The sequence below is a fragment of the Cyanobium gracile UHCC 0139 genome (assembly GCF_034931325.1).
In the GTDB taxonomy this organism is placed as follows: Bacteria; Cyanobacteriota; Cyanobacteriia; order PCC-6307; family Cyanobiaceae; genus Cyanobium; species Cyanobium gracile_B.
In genome coordinates this window covers 161,229-175,076 of the sequence record NZ_JAYGHX010000003.1, presented here as the reverse complement: position 1 = coordinate 175,076, position 13,848 = coordinate 161,229, and the positions used below count along the sequence as shown (strand labels likewise).

Genomic DNA, 13,848 nt, shown 5'->3' with positions numbered 1-13,848 from the left:
TCAGGCGGCGGGGGCTGGCGGGATGGGGCGCTGCACGGCGATCGGACCGGCCGGGGTGAGAATCCGGGTGAGTGCCGCGAGGCTACAGCTCTCGCCAGGTCCTACCGGCCAGTTGCGGCCATCGGCGGCCTCGGCGCTCCAGGAGGCGACCGAGAGGTTGCACAGCCCCAGCCGACGGGGCTCCCGGGGATGGGCCACCACCCGGGCCAGTGGTCGGCGCAGATCCTCCCCGACCAGGGCATCGAAGTGGTGGGGATGGAGCTCGTTGTCCGGAGCGGCCAGCACCAGGCCCCGGGGCAGGGCCAGGGTGATCGGCTCCGGCAGGGGGCTGCCGCAGCTCCAGCACAGGGCCGACGCGCCGGCGGCCTGGAAGTTCTCCTGGCCGCAGGCGGGGCAGAGGCTGCGTTGATCGAGGGTGCGGGCCAGCTCCTGCTTCCACTGGCCGGTGAGGGCCCGGCGCGAGGGCTGCTTCATGCCGCGGCAGAAGGTCTGCTCGAACAGGGCCTGGAGGGGGCGGGGATAGATGGGCCAGGTGATCAGGGCGGCCGCGTGCTCGATCGGGTCGGGCCGGTTGCGGGCGTCGACCGGATCGAAGATGAACACCGGGTCCTCGCCGCAGAGGCGCCGGCGGGCCGGCTCGTCGAGGCAGCGGATCGCCAGCTCCATCTGCCCCTTGAGGGGGTCGTGGCGGGTGAGCAGCCGGAACAGCAGCACCGCCAGGGAGAAGAGGTCGCTGTCGGCCCCGGGCCGGGCCTGCCCCAGCAGCACCTCCGGGGCCATGAAGCCCGGGGTGCCCAGGACGGCGCCCGGCTCGGCCCCGTCCACCGCGACGTTGTCGTTGTCGCAGATGAGGATGCCGCCGCCGCCGGGCTCCAGGAAGAGGTTGCCCAGGGAGACGTCCTTGTAGCAGAGGCCCGCCAGGTGCAGGGCGTGGAAGGCGTCAGCCAGGCCGAAGCAGGCGCGCAGCACCTGGCGCAGACCGATCGCCAGCCGGCCGGCGGCATGCTCGCAGGCCCCCACGTAGGCGGCGGGCCGCAGGGGCATCAGGTAGCCGAAGCTCTCCTCGCGGATGCGGATCAGGGGCCGGCTGGCGGGGCTGGCCCGCAGCAGGGCGATCGGCCAGAGGAAGGCGTCGTTCGGCGCGGTCGAGCGGATGCTGGCCGCCAGGCGCCGCTCCAGGCCGGCGTCGCGGGCGATGCAGGCCGGCAAATACCACTTCAGGGCCAGCCGCTCCCCCTCCAGTTCCACCTCATACACCTGGCCCTGGGTGCCGCCCCCGAGGCCGCGGACGATCCGCAGCGGTGCGGCCAGCCCCTCGAAGTCGAGGCTGGCGCCCTCCGGCAGGATCCAGTTCATGGCCGCCTCCCGGCCGGCGCTACCGCCGCCATCGCCCGGCGGATGCCGTTGCGGTGCGCCAGGGCCGTCGCCAGGCTGTCGAAGCGGTGCCGGTAGGCCAGCCCGTCCTGGAGCGTCACCTCCAGCAGGTGCTCCCAGCGGGAGCCCAGCACGATCCAGCCCGCCAGCGCCCCCGCCTGCAGCGGCCAGAACAGCCAGGGGAAGGGGAGCAGCAGCAGCCCGCCCAGACAGAGCAGCAGCCACCAGCTGAAGGCCTGGGGATGGCGCCGGCGGCTGCGCACGTAGGCCGAGCGAATCCGATCGAGGGGCAGGGAACGGCCGGCGAAATCCAGCCGTCCGGCCACCGCCGTCGGCACCGGCGCCGGCGCCGGTCGCCCCCTTGGGGAGGCGGCAGGGGCCGCCGGCGGGGCGCTGGTGGGTGGGCTGCCGCTGGCACGGAACTGGAGCACCGGCCCGTTCAGGCCCAGGCGGATCTCGTCGCCGTCGGAGAGGGGGCGGCAGTCCTTCAGCCGGGCCCCCTCGAGCCAGGTGCCGTTGGCGCTGCCCGTATCGCACAGCAGCCACTGGCCCGCCCGGGTGCGCGACACCCGCACCAGCGCATGGTGGCGGGAGACGCCCCGGGCCTCGGCCAGGCAGAGGCCACAGACCGGATCCCGGCCGATGGAGAGGGGCGTGCGGGGATCCAGCGGCACGCTCCGGCCGGGATCGTCACGCAGCACCAGGCGGGGCAGGGCGCTCATGGCGGATCGTCCACCGCACCGCCGCGGCGGCCGAGACGGCGATCGGCCAGGAACCGGCCCCACCAGCCCACGGGTTCCCCCTCCCGCCAGGGGACGATCCGTCCGGGGAACAGGAGTGCCCAGCTGGCCAGCAGCAGGGCCACCAGCAGCAGGACCAGCAGCACCCAGCCGGGGATCGCCCCCAACCAGGTGGCGGCGAAGCTGGCCCGCACCGCATAGACCCCGATGGTCAGGGCGGTCCAGATGCGGAAGGGTGCCCATGGATCCCGGCGTTGCTCCACCTGGCCGGCCGCTCCGATCGCTGCGGGTAGCGTATGGGAGCAAGGCGGACGGGCCGGGGATGGTGGGGACGACCGAGCAGGCGTCGGCTGGCGCCAGTACCCCAGCCAGTACCGCCCCTGCCACCTCTGCTGAGTCCGCACCTGCCTCGGATTCCCCCGGCGCTCCGGCCGGGGCCGCCGGCTGGGCCGGCCTCTGGCGGGCCCTGACCGCCCCAGCGGCGGGCGGCCGCCGCCGGGACCTGACGGCGGCCCTGGGGGGGCTGAGGCACCACGACGCCTGGCTGGAACTCTGGGTCGGCGGTCAGTGTCGCCGGCGGCTGGCACTGGAGGGGGGCCGCTACCGCGTCGGCCGGGATCCCCTGTGCGAACTGCAGGCCGACGCCACGGGCGTCAGTCGGGTGCACGCGATCGTGGAGCAGGAACGGCCCGGGGATCGGGACTACGTGGGCGAGGACTTCGGCTCGGCCAACGGCCTGTTCCACCGGGATCGCCGCATCCGCGCCCTCCGCCTGCGGGACGGGGACCGGCTCCAGCTTGGCTCGCCACTCAAGGGCGAGGCGCCCACCCTGGTGTACCGCCATCCCCGCAGCCCCCTGGGGCAGCTGGTGCACTGGGGCGCCATCGGTGCCCTGGTGGGCTCGGGCGTCGCCCTGGGGGGCCTGCTGCTGGCCACCACCGTCGCCGGCGGCTCCTCGATCCGCTCGGTGAGCGGGCCGGTGAAGGTGTTCTCCACCGACGGCCGCCAGATCGATGCCGCGGAGGGCTCCTCGACCGCCCTGCCGACCCTCGCCGACTACCCGCTGCACCTGCGCCAGGCCCTGATCGCCTCGGAGGATTCGCGCTTCGGCTGGAACAGCGGCATCGACCTGTTCGGCACCCTGCGCTCCCTGGTGCAGGGCACCGGCGGCGGCAGCGGCCTGACCCAGCAGGTGGCTCGCATGGTCTACCCGGCCGTGGGCACGGATGTGTCGGTGGCCCGCAAGCTGCGGGAGCTGTGGGTGGCCTGGCAGCTGGAGGCGGGCTTCAGCAAGAACCGCATCCTCAAGATGTACCTCGACCGGGCCTACCTGGGCCTGGGGGCGGAGGGCTTCGAGCAGGCGGCCCAGCTCTACTTCCGCAAATCGGCCAGCGCCCTGGACGTGGCGGAATCGGCGTTCCTGGTGGGCCTGCTGCCGAGCCCCAACAGCTACAGCCCCTGCAACCGGGAGAACCCCACCTGGGGCCGGGAACGCCGCGACCTGGTGCTGGGGAGGATGCACGCCGAGGGCTACCTCTCCGACCAGGCGCTGATCGACGCCCGCCGCCGGCCGCTCAACATCGACCCCTCCGCCTGCCGCGCCTCCACCTATTCCAGCTACCCCTTCTTCAGCGACTACGTGATCGGCGAGCTGGAGGGACGGCGCTTCGCCCTCGACCTCAGCAGCCCCGAGGCCCGGGGCAACTACGCCGTGATCAGCAGCATCGATCCGCGCCTGCAGGCCATCGCCCAGAAGCAGCTGAAGGCGTTCCTCGAGGGGCCGGGGGGCCGGGCCGGGCTCACCCAGGGCGCCCTGATCTCGATCGACTACGCCACCGGCGCGATCCTGGCTTACGTCGGCGGCGGCGACTACAGCCGCTCGAGCTTTGACCGGGTGCAGGCCCTGCGTCAGCCCGGTTCCACCTTCAAGCTGTTCGCCTTCCTGGCCGCCCTGGAGGCCGGGGCCAAGCCCGGCGATGCCATTTCCTGCGCCCCCCTCTCGTATGTGGCCGGTTGCCGGGGCGGGGGTGGCAGCACCAGCGTGGCGGCGGGCTTCGCCAGCTCCGACAACGTGGTGGCCCTGCGGCTGGCCCAGCAGGCCGGCCTGGGCAAGGTGGTGGCCAAGGCGCGCCAGCTGGGCATCAGCACGCCGATGGAGGAGAGCTTCTCGATGGTGCTGGGCGGCAAGGAGACCTTCCTCTACGAGCTGGCCCGGGCCTATGCCGTGGTGGCCAACGGCGGCCGCTCGGTGCCCCTGCACGGCGTGACGCGCATCTACGACCTGGGCATCTGCGGCTCGGTGCGCTCCCTGGCCACCTGTCCGGCCGCCGGGGTCACCACCCCGATCGGCGAGCGACCCCAGCAGCTGATCGAACCGGCGGTGGCCGCCGAGATGGATGCCCTGCTGCGGGGGGTGGTGAGCGACGGCACCGGCCGCGCCGCCGGGGTGGTGGCCGATGCCCGCGGCAAGACCGGCACCACCGACAACGGCGTCGATGTGCTGTTCGTGGGCTACTCCCCCTCCAGCCGCATCCTCACCGGCATCTGGATGGGCAACGACGACAACCGCCCGGCCGAGGCCGCCTCCGGGGCGCTGGTGGCCAAGCTCTGGGGGCAATACATGCGCGCCCTGGCGGGCTGAGGGGCCCAGTCGAGCCGCTCAGCCCAGCCAGCCCAGGCCCCTGCCCAGTTCCTGGGCGCGGGTCACCAGAGCCCAGGCGATGCCCGCCAGGGTGCCCCAGCACCAGGGGCTGCTCAGGAGCCGGGCCAGGGGGATGCTGGTGTCCCGGGGATCACGGCGGGGCAGCTGCCAGCCCAGCTGCAGCCCGCCATAGACCACCAGCAGCACCCAGGCCGGGATGTCCACCGCCCCCACCACGAAGGGATGGGCCTTCCAGTGCAGCACGCTCAGGGTGCTGGCCAGGGCGATCAGGCCGGCAATGGGCCCGGAGGCGCCGTCCCACTGGCGGAGCACCCGGGCCCGGCGGGCCACCAGCACCGCCGGCGCCGTGGTGGCCAGGGCGACGAGCGCATAGCGCAGCAGCAGGGAGGAGAGCGGCAGCGGCGAGGCGCCCAGCACGATCACCAGGATCCCCAGGTTGAGCAGGGCCTCGCCGTTGGCGGCATGGATCCAGGGGGCGGTGATCCAGCACCAGGCGCGGTGGGGATCACCGCTGGCCTCGAGGGTCAGGGGCCAGCGGCGTCGCAGGGCCTTGAGGGGGCCGAGGGCCAGGGCCTGGATCAGGGCCAGGGCCAGCACCAGGACGAGGCCGCTGCTCCAGCCCCAGGGATCAAAAAACCACTGCTCCAGCTCCCCGCCGGCCCAGAACAGCACCGGGGCTGAGGCGGCGGCCAGGGCCAGCCCCGGCCCAAGGGGCCGCAGGTTCTCCAGCCGGCCCAGGGGAAGGGGCACGGCGGCGGCAGGGGAGCCGGCGGCTGACGCATCGAAGCCGGGCCTGGGGGGGGCCACGCCGGAGGAAGCCTCCAGCAGGTCGAGGAGTTCGGCTAGCACCCCGGGGGCATAGATCCCGGCCAGATGGCTGCTGAGGGCGGCGACGGCGCTGCGCTGCGGACCACCCTGGAGCTGCAGCACCCGCTGCAACAGGGGTTGGGTGGCCAGGTCCCGGACGGGTCCGCGCAGATGTTCTTCCGCCCCGAGGGCGTCGATCAGGCGGTTGGCAAGCGCCTGGGGGTTGTCCAGGCTGACGGAGCCGGTGGCGATCCACTGGCGCAGCTGCAGACCGAGTTCCCGACCCTTGCCCATGGCCGCCGCAGCCTCCCGGCCCGCAGGAGAACTCAGGCGGCCGTGCTGGCCTGCAGACGGGCGCGGGCGCGGGCCAGGGCCTGCTGGGCCTTGACCTTCTCGGGGCTGGGGTCGGAGCCTTCCAGGGCCACAGCGGCCTGCTGGGCCGCCTCGAAGTCGCTCTGGGCGGCGGCGGCATCGATGCTGCTGCCCAGTTCGGCGCCGTTGACGAGCACGGTGACCTCATTGGCCACCACCTCGGCGAAGCCGCCCATCAGGGCGATCGACTGCCAGTTGCCCCCCTCCCGCACCCGCAGCACACCGCTGTCGAGGGCGGTGAGCATGGAGACGTGGCCGGTGAGGATGCCGAGCTGGCCGGTGGTGCCGGGCAGGATCACTTCGTCGGCGGTGCCGTCGAAGACGCTCTGATCGGGGGCGAGGACGCGCAGGGTGAGGGTCATGGAGAAGATTCCCGGATCAGGACTTGGCTGCGGCGAGGATCTTGGCGGCCTTGGCCCTCACCTGGTCGATGTTGCCGACCAGATAGAAAGCAGCTTCCGGCAGATCATCAAGTTCACCGGCCAGGATCATGTTGAAGCCCTTGATGGTGTCGTCGAGCTTCACGTATTCGCCGGACTGACCGGTGAAGATCTCCGCCACGAAGAACGGCTGGGAGAGGAACTTCTCGATCTTGCGGGCCCGGTCTACCGTGCGGCGGTCGTCTTCGGAAAGTTCGTCCAGACCCAGGATCGCGATGATGTCCTGAAGTTCCTTGTAGCGCTGCAGGGTGGACTGCACGGCCCGGGCGGTGCGGTAGTGCTCATCACCCACCACGGCGGGCTGGAGCATGGTGCTGGTGGAATCGAGGGGATCCACCGCCGGGTAGATGCCCTTTGAGGCCAGACCGCGGCTGAGCACGGTGGTGGCGTCGAGGTGGGCGAAGGTGGTGGCGGGCGCCGGGTCGGTGAGGTCGTCAGCGGGGACGTAGACGGCCTGGATCGAGGTGATCGAGCCTTCCAGGGTGGAGGTGATGCGCTCCTGCAGTTCACCCACGTCGGTGCCGAGGGTGGGCTGGTAGCCCACGGCCGACGGCATGCGGCCCAGCAGGGCGCTCACCTCGGAGCCGGCCTGAACGAAACGGAAGATGTTGTCGATGAACAGCAGCACGTCCTGCTTGTTCACGTCACGGAAGTGCTCGGCCATGGTGAGCGCCGACAGGCCCACGCGCATGCGGGCGCCGGGGGGCTCGTTCATCTGGCCGTAGCAGAGGGCCACCTTCGACTTGGAGAGGTCGCCGGCGTTGATCACGCCCGACTCCTTGAATTCCTCGTAGAGATCATTGCCCTCGCGGGTGCGTTCGCCCACGCCGCCGAACACGGAGACGCCGCCGTGCTCCTTGGCGATGTTGTTGATCAGCTCCTGGATCAGCACGGTCTTGCCGACGCCGGCGCCACCGAACAGGCCCACCTTGCCGCCCTGGCGGTAGGGGGCCAGCAGATCGATCACCTTGATGCCGGTCTCGAAGACCCGGGGCTTGGTCTCCAGCTCGGTGAGCTTGGGGGCCTGGCGGTGGATCGGGGCGGTCATGGTGCTGCTGACGGGGCCCTGCTCGTCGACGGGCTCACCCAGCACGTTGAAGATGCGACCCAGGGTGGCCTCACCCACGGGCACGGAGATGGGGGCGCCGGTGTCGAGGGCGCTCATGCCGCGCACCAGGCCGTCGGTGCTGCTCATGGCCACGGCGCGGACGCGGTGGTCGCCCAGCAGCTGCTGCACTTCAGCGGTGAGGGCCACCTGCTGGCCGGCGGAGTTGGTGCCTTCGATCCGAAGGGCGTTGAAGATCTTGGGCAGCTTGCCCGCAGGGAATTCCACGTCGAGGACGGGGCCGATCACCTGGCGCACGGTGCCTTTGGTACCAGGGACGGCGGGAGCGGCAGCAGCCATAGGGAAGGAGGGAACGTGGTTCGCCCAGCGGGATCCGACCACCCGTCTGAAGCGGCGCAACCTTACCACTGCAGGGGGCCTGGCCGCCTGGGGTTCGGTCACCCGCACAGCCCGGGGATGGCGTCACAGCAAAGGCGCCACCTAGGTTGGCAGTCGAAGGGCGCGAGTGCCAACTCGCCCCATCCCAGCGACGCGCCGGCCCCGGTCGTCATCCGTCGCTGCCTTCGCGTCCATCCATCGCGTCAATTCATGGCTGCCGTTTCTCTCAGCGTCTCCACGGTCAAACCCCTCGGAGATCGCGTCTTCATCAAGGTGTCCGAATCGGAGGAGAAAACCGCCGGTGGCATCCTCCTGCCCGACACCGCCAAGGAAAAGCCCCAGGTGGGTGAAGTGGTCCAGATCGGTCCCGGCAAGCGCAACGACGACGGCTCCCGCCAGGCCCCCGAAGTGGGCGTGGGCGACAAGGTCCTCTACAGCAAGTACGCCGGCACCGACATCAAGCTCGGCACCGACGAGTACGTCCTCCTGTCCGAGAAGGACATCCTGGCCGTCGTCAACTGAGCCGACGGTTCTTCACCCGTCTGCATCGAACACCAACTCCGTCATTCCCTGCCTTCCATGGCCAAACGCATCATCTATAACGAGCAAGCCCGCCGGGCGCTCGAACGGGGCATCGACATCCTTGCCGAAGCCGTTGCCGTCACCCTGGGTCCCAAGGGCCGCAACGTGGTGCTGGAGAAGAAATTCGGCGCACCCCAGATCATCAACGACGGCGTCACGATCGCCAAGGAGATCGAGCTGGAGGATCACATCGAGAACACCGGTGTGGCCCTGATCCGTCAGGCCGCCTCCAAGACCAACGACGCCGCCGGTGACGGCACCACCACCGCCACCGTCCTGGCCCACGCCATGGTCAAGGCGGGTCTGCGCAACGTGGCCGCCGGCGCCAACGCCATCACCCTCAAGAAGGGCATCGACAAGGCCACCGAGTTCCTCGTCGGCAAGATCGAGGAGCACGCCAAGCCGATCTCCGACTCCAACGCCATCGCCCAGGTGGGCACCATCTCCGCCGGCAACGACGAAGAGGTGGGCCGCATGATCGCGGACGCCATGGACAAGGTGGGCAAGGAGGGGGTCATCTCCCTCGAGGAAGGCAAGTCGATGACCACCGAACTGGAGGTCACCGAAGGCATGCGCTTCGACAAGGGGTACATCTCGCCCTACTTCGCCACCGACACCGAGCGGATGGAAGCGGTGCTCGACGAGCCCTACATCCTGCTGACCGACAAGAAGATCGGCCTCGTGCAGGATCTGGTGCCCGTGCTTGAGCAGATCGCCCGCACCGGCAAGCCCCTGCTGATCATCGCCGAGGACATCGAGAAGGAAGCCCTCGCCACCCTGGTGGTGAACCGTCTGCGTGGCGTCCTGAACGTCGCCGCCGTCAAGGCTCCCGGCTTCGGTGACCGCCGCAAGGCCATGCTCGAGGACATCGCCGTTCTCACCAATGGTCAGCTGATCACCGAGGACGCCGGCCTCAAGCTGGAGAACACCAAGCTGGAGATGCTGGGCACCGCCCGCCGCATCACCATCAACAAGGACACCACCACCATCGTCGCCGAAGGCAACGAGGCGGCGGTGAAGGCCCGCTGCGAGCAGATCCGCAAGCAGATGGACGAAACCGACTCCTCCTACGACAAGGAGAAGCTGCAGGAGCGTCTGGCCAAGCTGAGTGGCGGTGTGGCCGTGGTCAAGGTGGGCGCTGCCACCGAAACCGAGATGAAGGACAAGAAGCTGCGCCTGGAAGACGCCATCAACGCCACCAAGGCGGCCGTTGAGGAAGGCATCGTCCCCGGCGGTGGCACCACCCTGGCCCACCTGGCCCCGGCCCTCGAGGAGTGGGCGGCCGCCAATCTCTCCGGCGAGGAGCTGATCGGCGCCACCATCGTGGCCTCGTCCCTCACCGCCCCGCTCAAGCGGATCGCTGAGAACGCCGGCGTCAACGGCGCCGTCGTCGCCGAGCACGTGCGCAACAAGCCCTTCAACGAGGGCTACAACGCCGCCACCGGCGAGTACGTCGACATGCTGGCCGCCGGCATCGTCGATCCCGCCAAGGTGACCCGCTCCGGCCTGCAGAACGCCGCCTCGATCGCCGGCATGGTGCTCACCACCGAGTGCATCGTGGCCGACCTGCCCGAGAAGAAGGAAGCGGCTCCCGCCGGTGGCGGTGGTGGCATGGGCGGCGACTTCGACTACTGATCGCGTCTGCGGTCAGCGTCGGATCACCACTCCTTCGCCTTCAGCACCAAGCGCCCCTGCGGGGGCGCTTTTTTGTGCTGTCGCGATCTCCGATTGCGGGCTATCCCCATGGGATATCCATCGCTAGCCAGCCTTGGCGATCACGCGCCTGTTCCTGAACAACCGCAGCCAGGCGGTGCGCATCCCTGCCGAGCTGCGACTTCCCGACAGCGTCAAGCAGGGGAGGTGCGGGCGCGGGGCTGCGAGCGCATCATTGCCCCAATGGGCAGCAGCTGGGACAGCTTCCCCCCCAGCGTCCCCAGTGTTCCCGACGACTTGATGGCCGAACGGGCCTCCCAGCCGCAGGACGCGCGGGAGCACCGCTGTGTCTATCTGGTCAAAGCTGACCGGGTGGAGTCCCTCCAGGGTCGCCATCGCTATCAGGCCATGCGGTTCCCAGGTCGCCCTGATCGCCGAGCCGTGGCATGAGCTCCTGGAAGAGGCCGGGCGGGTGGAGCGCTTCGCCCTGGTTGGTCCCCTTACCGCCTGCTTCCACGCCCGCCGCATCTTCGAGCGGCTGGGCCGCTGCAAACTGTCAAAGGACCTCGGCAGCGAAGCCGGTCAGCACCCCCCAAGCCGATGGTCCAGAGCAGGGCGTCGCGACTGAAGCGGGCGGCGGCTCAGCCGCCTGGCACGAAGGCCAGGGCGACACCGTTATTGCAGTAGCGCTTGCCGGTGGGTTTGGGCCCGTCTTCGAACACGTGGCCCTGGTGGCCGCCGCAGCGGCGGCAGTGGTATTCGGTGCGGGGCAGGATCAGCTTGAAGTCGGTTTTGGTGGCGACCGCGTTGGGTAGGGGTTGCCAGAAGCTGGGCCACCCCGTGCCCGAGTCGAACTTGGCCTTGGAGGAGAACAGGGGCAGGCGGCAGCCGGCACACACGTACGTACCGCTGCGCTTCTCCTTGTTGAGCGGGCTGCTGAAGGGACGCTCGGTGCCCTCATCGCGCAGCACGGCGTAGGCCGCCGGAGTGAGGCGCTTCCGCCATTCCGCCGGGCTCAGCTGCCAGGCGGGATCGGTGGCCTTGGCGGCTGCCAGGGCCCTGGATGCCGGCAGGAAGGGCAGCAGCCCCGCCAGGGGTGCCCCCAGCCGGGCCAGCAGGCTGGAGAGAAAGTTGCGGCGGTCCATCCGGTTCAGCCCAGCCAGCCGGCGCTCAGCACCACGGCCAGCCCCAGGAACAGGGACAGCAGGGTCCAGGTGATGCGGTTGAGGGTGTTCTCGGCGCTGCGGGCGCTGCTGAACATCGAGCCGCCGCTGGAGGCCAGGCCCCCCATGCCATCCCCCTTGGGGCTGTGCAGCAGCACGCTCACGATCAGCAGCGCACCGCTGAGCATCCAGAGCGAGGAGACGATGTTCTTGACCATCAGGCCTGGTTGTTGACCATTGGGCCAGCCTAGCCGCCGCAGGCCCGCCGCCTCAGGCTCCGAGGGTCTGGGGGATGCGGGCGGCGGGCACGGAGGCGGGCACCACCAGGGAGGTGCCGGTCATGCGGGAGGGCTTGGGCAGGCCCAGGATCTCCAGCAGCGTCGGGGCGATGTCGGCCAGGCCGCCGTGGTCCCGCAGGGTGACGTCGTTGCCATGGCCCGGCAGCTTGCGCTTCTCACCTTCCACCAGGATCACCGGCACCGGGTTGGTGGTGTGGGCGGTCCAGGGGAGCCCATCGGGGCCCTGCATCACCTCGGCGTTGCCGTGGTCGGCGGTGATCAGCAGGCTGCCGCCCATGCGGGTGGTGGCTTCCACCAGACGGCCCACGCAGCGGTCCACCGTGGCGATGGCTTCGGTGGCGGCCTCCATCTGGCCGGTGTGGCCCACCATGTCCGGGTTGGCGTAGTTGATCACCACCAGCGAATAGATCCCCTTGCCGATGGCGGCGATGCAGCTGTCGGTGAGCTTCTCCGCCGACATCGACGGCGCCTGGTCGTAAGTGGCCACACGGGGCGAGGGCACCAGGTGGCGGTCTTCGCCGGGGAAGGCCTGCTCGATGCCGCCGTTCATGAAGTACGTGACGTGCGGGTATTTCTCGGTTTCGGCGGTGCGGAACTGGCGCAGGCCCTGCTCGGAGACCACCTGGCCAAGCAGGCCGTCGAGGGATTCGGGCGGGAACGCCACTTTCACGGGCAGGCCCTGCTCGTACTGGGTGAAGGTGACCACGTGGAGGGGACCGATCCACTCCCGGGGGAAGCCGTCGAACTCCGGCAGGACCAGGGCACGGATGATCTGGCGCACCCGGTCGGGGCGGAAGTTGAAGCAGACCAGGCCGTCGCCGCTCTCCAGCAGCCCCTCGCTGAGCCGGACCGGCTCGAGGAATTCATCGGTGATGCCCGCTGCGTAGGAGCCCTGGAGCACCTCCTCCGGGGTGAAGGGGCAGATCTCGGATGGCTCGGTGAGCAGGCGGTAGGCCTTCTGGGTGCGCTCCCAGCGCTGGTCGCGGTCCATGGCCCAGTAGCGGCCGCAGAGCGTGACGATGCGGCCCACACCGGCCTCGTCGATCATCTCCTGGATGCGGGCCAGGTAACCCGGCCCCCCATGGGGGGCCGAGTCGCGGCCATCGGTGACGACGTGGATCAGGACGTCGGTGAGGCCACGACCGGCGGCCCAGCGCAGCAGGCCGCCGAGGTGCTCAACATGGCTGTGGACGCCGCCGTCGGAGCAGAGGCCGATCAGATGCAGCGGACGACCGCTGGCCAGCAGGGTGTCCCCAAGGTCGTTGAGGGCCTGGTTGCCGGCGATGCTGCCGCTGCGCACCGCCTGGCCGATCCGCACCAGCTCCTGGCGGATGATCCGGCCGGAGCCGATGGTGAGGTGCCCGACCTCGGAGTTGCCCATCTGGTGATCGGGCAGTCCCACGGCGGCGCCGCTGGCTTCGATCAGGGTGTGGGGATAGGCGTGCCAGAGAGCATCCATCACCGGCGTGTCCGCCTTCCTCACGGCGTTGTGGTCGGTCTCCGGGCTGTATCCCCAGCCATCGAGGATCGCCAGAACCATGGGAGCGACGGGAGCAGCCGTCTCGCAGGTGACGCGTTCGCCAGTGCCGATGGCGGAATGCTTCTGGGAGTGAGCTGCTTTCACCAGCGAGAAAAACTGCACGTTTCAACGCCACGCCAACCTACAGCCCTCTTCCGACATCACCTTCTTCCGGCGCGGATGCGTCAGGCTTTGGTTACACGCCATACGCTTTGTGGCCAGAATTCAGGTCGAATCGGGTTCCTCCGACCGGCTGGAACTGCTCTCCGCCCAGGACCTGGGACGCACCCTCGACAGGCTCGCCTCCCAGGTGCTGGAGGCCGTGGCCGACAGCCGGGACCTGGTGCTGCTGGGCATCCCCACCCGCGGTGTGGCCCTGGCGCGGGTGCTGGCCGGACGGTTGGAGGGGATCTGTGGCCATCCGATCGCCCATGGCAGCCTTGATCCCACCTTCCACCGTGACGACCTGGAGCGGGTGGGCACCCGACTGGTGGAGGCCACCCAGCTGCCGGTGCCGGTGGACGGGCGCCAGGTGGTGCTTGTCGATGACGTCATCTTCACCGGCCGCACGGTGCGCGCCGCCCTCGAGGCCCTGCAGGGTTGGGGCCGGCCGCGTCGGGTGGGGCTGCTGGTGATGGTGGATCGGGGCCACCGGGAACTGCCCATCCAGCCGGACTTCTGCGGCCGGGTGGTGCCGACCGCCCGCCACGAGACGATCCAGCTCTGCCTCCAGGCCATCGACGGCGAGGAGGGGGTCTACCTGCTGCGCGACTGAGGCGGGCTCCGCCCGCGA

The 13,848-nt window shown here is 70.3% G+C and carries 13 protein-coding genes; 4 read left to right on the top strand and 9 right to left on the bottom strand.

Annotation, left to right across the window (positions count from 1 at the left end):
• The 3 genes from VB738_RS07020 to VB738_RS07010 are packed head-to-tail and all read right to left on the bottom strand — an operon-like array spanning position 1 to position 2,377.
• Complete coding sequence (locus tag VB738_RS07020) at positions 1–1,356, bottom strand: protein kinase domain-containing protein (protein WP_323305060.1); 1,356 nt, start codon at positions 1,354–1,356, stop codon at positions 1–3.
• Positions 1,353–2,096: an FHA domain-containing protein gene (locus VB738_RS07015; protein WP_323305059.1), complete on the bottom strand. Its 744-nt coding sequence runs from the start codon at positions 2,094–2,096 to the stop codon at positions 1,353–1,355. The genes VB738_RS07020 and VB738_RS07015 overlap by 4 nt, the downstream gene beginning before the upstream one ends.
• Positions 2,093–2,377 (bottom strand): hypothetical protein, encoded by a 285-nt coding sequence (locus VB738_RS07010; RefSeq protein ID WP_323305058.1) that lies wholly within the window; start codon positions 2,375–2,377, stop codon positions 2,093–2,095. The genes VB738_RS07015 and VB738_RS07010 overlap by 4 nt, the downstream gene beginning before the upstream one ends.
• A gap of 59 nt (positions 2,378–2,436) precedes the next feature.
• On the opposite strand from VB738_RS07010, the gene VB738_RS07005 reads away from it, so the two are divergent.
• On the top strand, positions 2,437–4,755 hold the full coding sequence (locus VB738_RS07005) for a transglycosylase domain-containing protein (protein ID WP_323305057.1): 2,319 nt from the start codon (positions 2,437–2,439) through the stop codon (positions 4,753–4,755).
• Between the two features lie 18 nt (positions 4,756–4,773).
• Here VB738_RS07005 and VB738_RS07000 read toward each other — a convergent pair whose 3' ends face one another.
• Genes VB738_RS07000 through atpD form a run of 3 tightly spaced genes read right to left on the bottom strand, consistent with a single transcriptional unit; the run spans position 4,774 to position 7,800 of the window.
• Entirely contained in the window at positions 4,774–5,877 is a 1,104-nt protein-coding gene (locus VB738_RS07000; RefSeq protein WP_323305056.1) for a rhomboid family intramembrane serine protease, read from the bottom strand.
• 32 nt (positions 5,878–5,909) lie between these two features.
• Complete coding sequence (atpC, locus tag VB738_RS06995; protein ID WP_323305055.1) at positions 5,910–6,317, bottom strand: ATP synthase F1 subunit epsilon; 408 nt, start codon at positions 6,315–6,317, stop codon at positions 5,910–5,912.
• Between the two features lie 16 nt (positions 6,318–6,333).
• Entirely contained in the window at positions 6,334–7,800 is a 1,467-nt protein-coding gene (atpD, locus tag VB738_RS06990) for a F0F1 ATP synthase subunit beta (RefSeq protein ID WP_323305054.1), read from the bottom strand.
• A gap of 249 nt (positions 7,801–8,049) precedes the next feature.
• On the opposite strand from atpD, the gene groES reads away from it, so the two are divergent.
• Both groES and groL read left to right on the top strand, forming a co-directional pair.
• The gene (gene groES, locus VB738_RS06985; RefSeq protein WP_015110667.1) at positions 8,050–8,361 is read left to right on the top strand and encodes a co-chaperone GroES; all 312 of its coding nucleotides are present in this window, start codon (positions 8,050–8,052) and stop codon (positions 8,359–8,361) included.
• Between the two features lie 57 nt (positions 8,362–8,418).
• Positions 8,419–10,056 carry a chaperonin GroEL gene (groL, locus tag VB738_RS06980; protein ID WP_015110666.1) on the top strand — a complete coding sequence of 546 codons (1,638 nt, stop codon included), beginning with the start codon at positions 8,419–8,421 and terminating at the stop codon, positions 10,054–10,056.
• Positions 10,057–10,715: 659 nt separating this feature from the next.
• On the opposite strand, the gene msrB is transcribed toward groL, so the two are convergent.
• The 3 genes from msrB to gpmI are packed head-to-tail and all read right to left on the bottom strand — an operon-like array spanning position 10,716 to position 13,076.
• Positions 10,716–11,219 (bottom strand): peptide-methionine (R)-S-oxide reductase MsrB, encoded by a 504-nt coding sequence (msrB, locus tag VB738_RS06975; protein WP_323305053.1) that lies wholly within the window; start codon positions 11,217–11,219, stop codon positions 10,716–10,718.
• A 5-nt stretch (positions 11,220–11,224) separates the two neighbouring features.
• Positions 11,225–11,455, bottom strand: coding sequence for a preprotein translocase subunit SecG (gene secG, locus VB738_RS06970; RefSeq protein WP_015110663.1), 231 nt, complete (start codon positions 11,453–11,455; stop codon positions 11,225–11,227).
• Between the two features lie 52 nt (positions 11,456–11,507).
• The gene (gene gpmI / locus VB738_RS06965; RefSeq protein WP_323305185.1) at positions 11,508–13,076 is read right to left on the bottom strand and encodes a 2,3-bisphosphoglycerate-independent phosphoglycerate mutase; all 1,569 of its coding nucleotides are present in this window, start codon (positions 13,074–13,076) and stop codon (positions 11,508–11,510) included.
• Positions 13,077–13,269: 193 nt separating this feature from the next.
• On the opposite strand from gpmI, the gene pyrR reads away from it, so the two are divergent.
• Entirely contained in the window at positions 13,270–13,830 is a 561-nt protein-coding gene (gene pyrR / locus VB738_RS06960) for a bifunctional pyr operon transcriptional regulator/uracil phosphoribosyltransferase PyrR (RefSeq protein WP_323305052.1), read from the top strand.
• The last annotated feature ends 18 nt before the right edge of the window (positions 13,831–13,848 follow it).

Bases quoted from the DNA above. Each gene is read 5' to 3' on its own strand.
- VB738_RS07020 (WP_323305060.1), bottom strand. From the start codon at position 1,356: ATGAACTGGATCCTGCCGGAGGGCGCCAGCCTCGACTTCGAGGGGCTG.
- VB738_RS07015 (WP_323305059.1), bottom strand. From the start codon at position 2,096: ATGAGCGCCCTGCCCCGCCTGGTGCTGCGTGACGATCCCGGCCGGAGC.
- VB738_RS07005 (WP_323305057.1), top strand. From the start codon at position 2,437: ATGGTGGGGACGACCGAGCAGGCGTCGGCTGGCGCCAGTACCCCAGCC.
- VB738_RS07000 (WP_323305056.1), bottom strand. From the start codon at position 5,877: ATGGGCAAGGGTCGGGAACTCGGTCTGCAGCTGCGCCAGTGGATCGCC.
- atpC (WP_323305055.1), bottom strand. From the start codon at position 6,317: ATGACCCTCACCCTGCGCGTCCTCGCCCCCGATCAGAGCGTCTTCGAC.
- atpD (WP_323305054.1), bottom strand. From the start codon at position 7,800: ATGGCTGCTGCCGCTCCCGCCGTCCCTGGTACCAAAGGCACCGTGCGC.
- groES (WP_015110667.1), top strand. From the start codon at position 8,050: ATGGCTGCCGTTTCTCTCAGCGTCTCCACGGTCAAACCCCTCGGAGAT.
- groL (WP_015110666.1), top strand. From the start codon at position 8,419: ATGGCCAAACGCATCATCTATAACGAGCAAGCCCGCCGGGCGCTCGAA.
- msrB (WP_323305053.1), bottom strand. From the start codon at position 11,219: ATGGACCGCCGCAACTTTCTCTCCAGCCTGCTGGCCCGGCTGGGGGCA.
- secG (WP_015110663.1), bottom strand. From the start codon at position 11,455: ATGGTCAAGAACATCGTCTCCTCGCTCTGGATGCTCAGCGGTGCGCTG.
- gpmI (WP_323305185.1), bottom strand. From the start codon at position 13,076: ATGGTTCTGGCGATCCTCGATGGCTGGGGATACAGCCCGGAGACCGAC.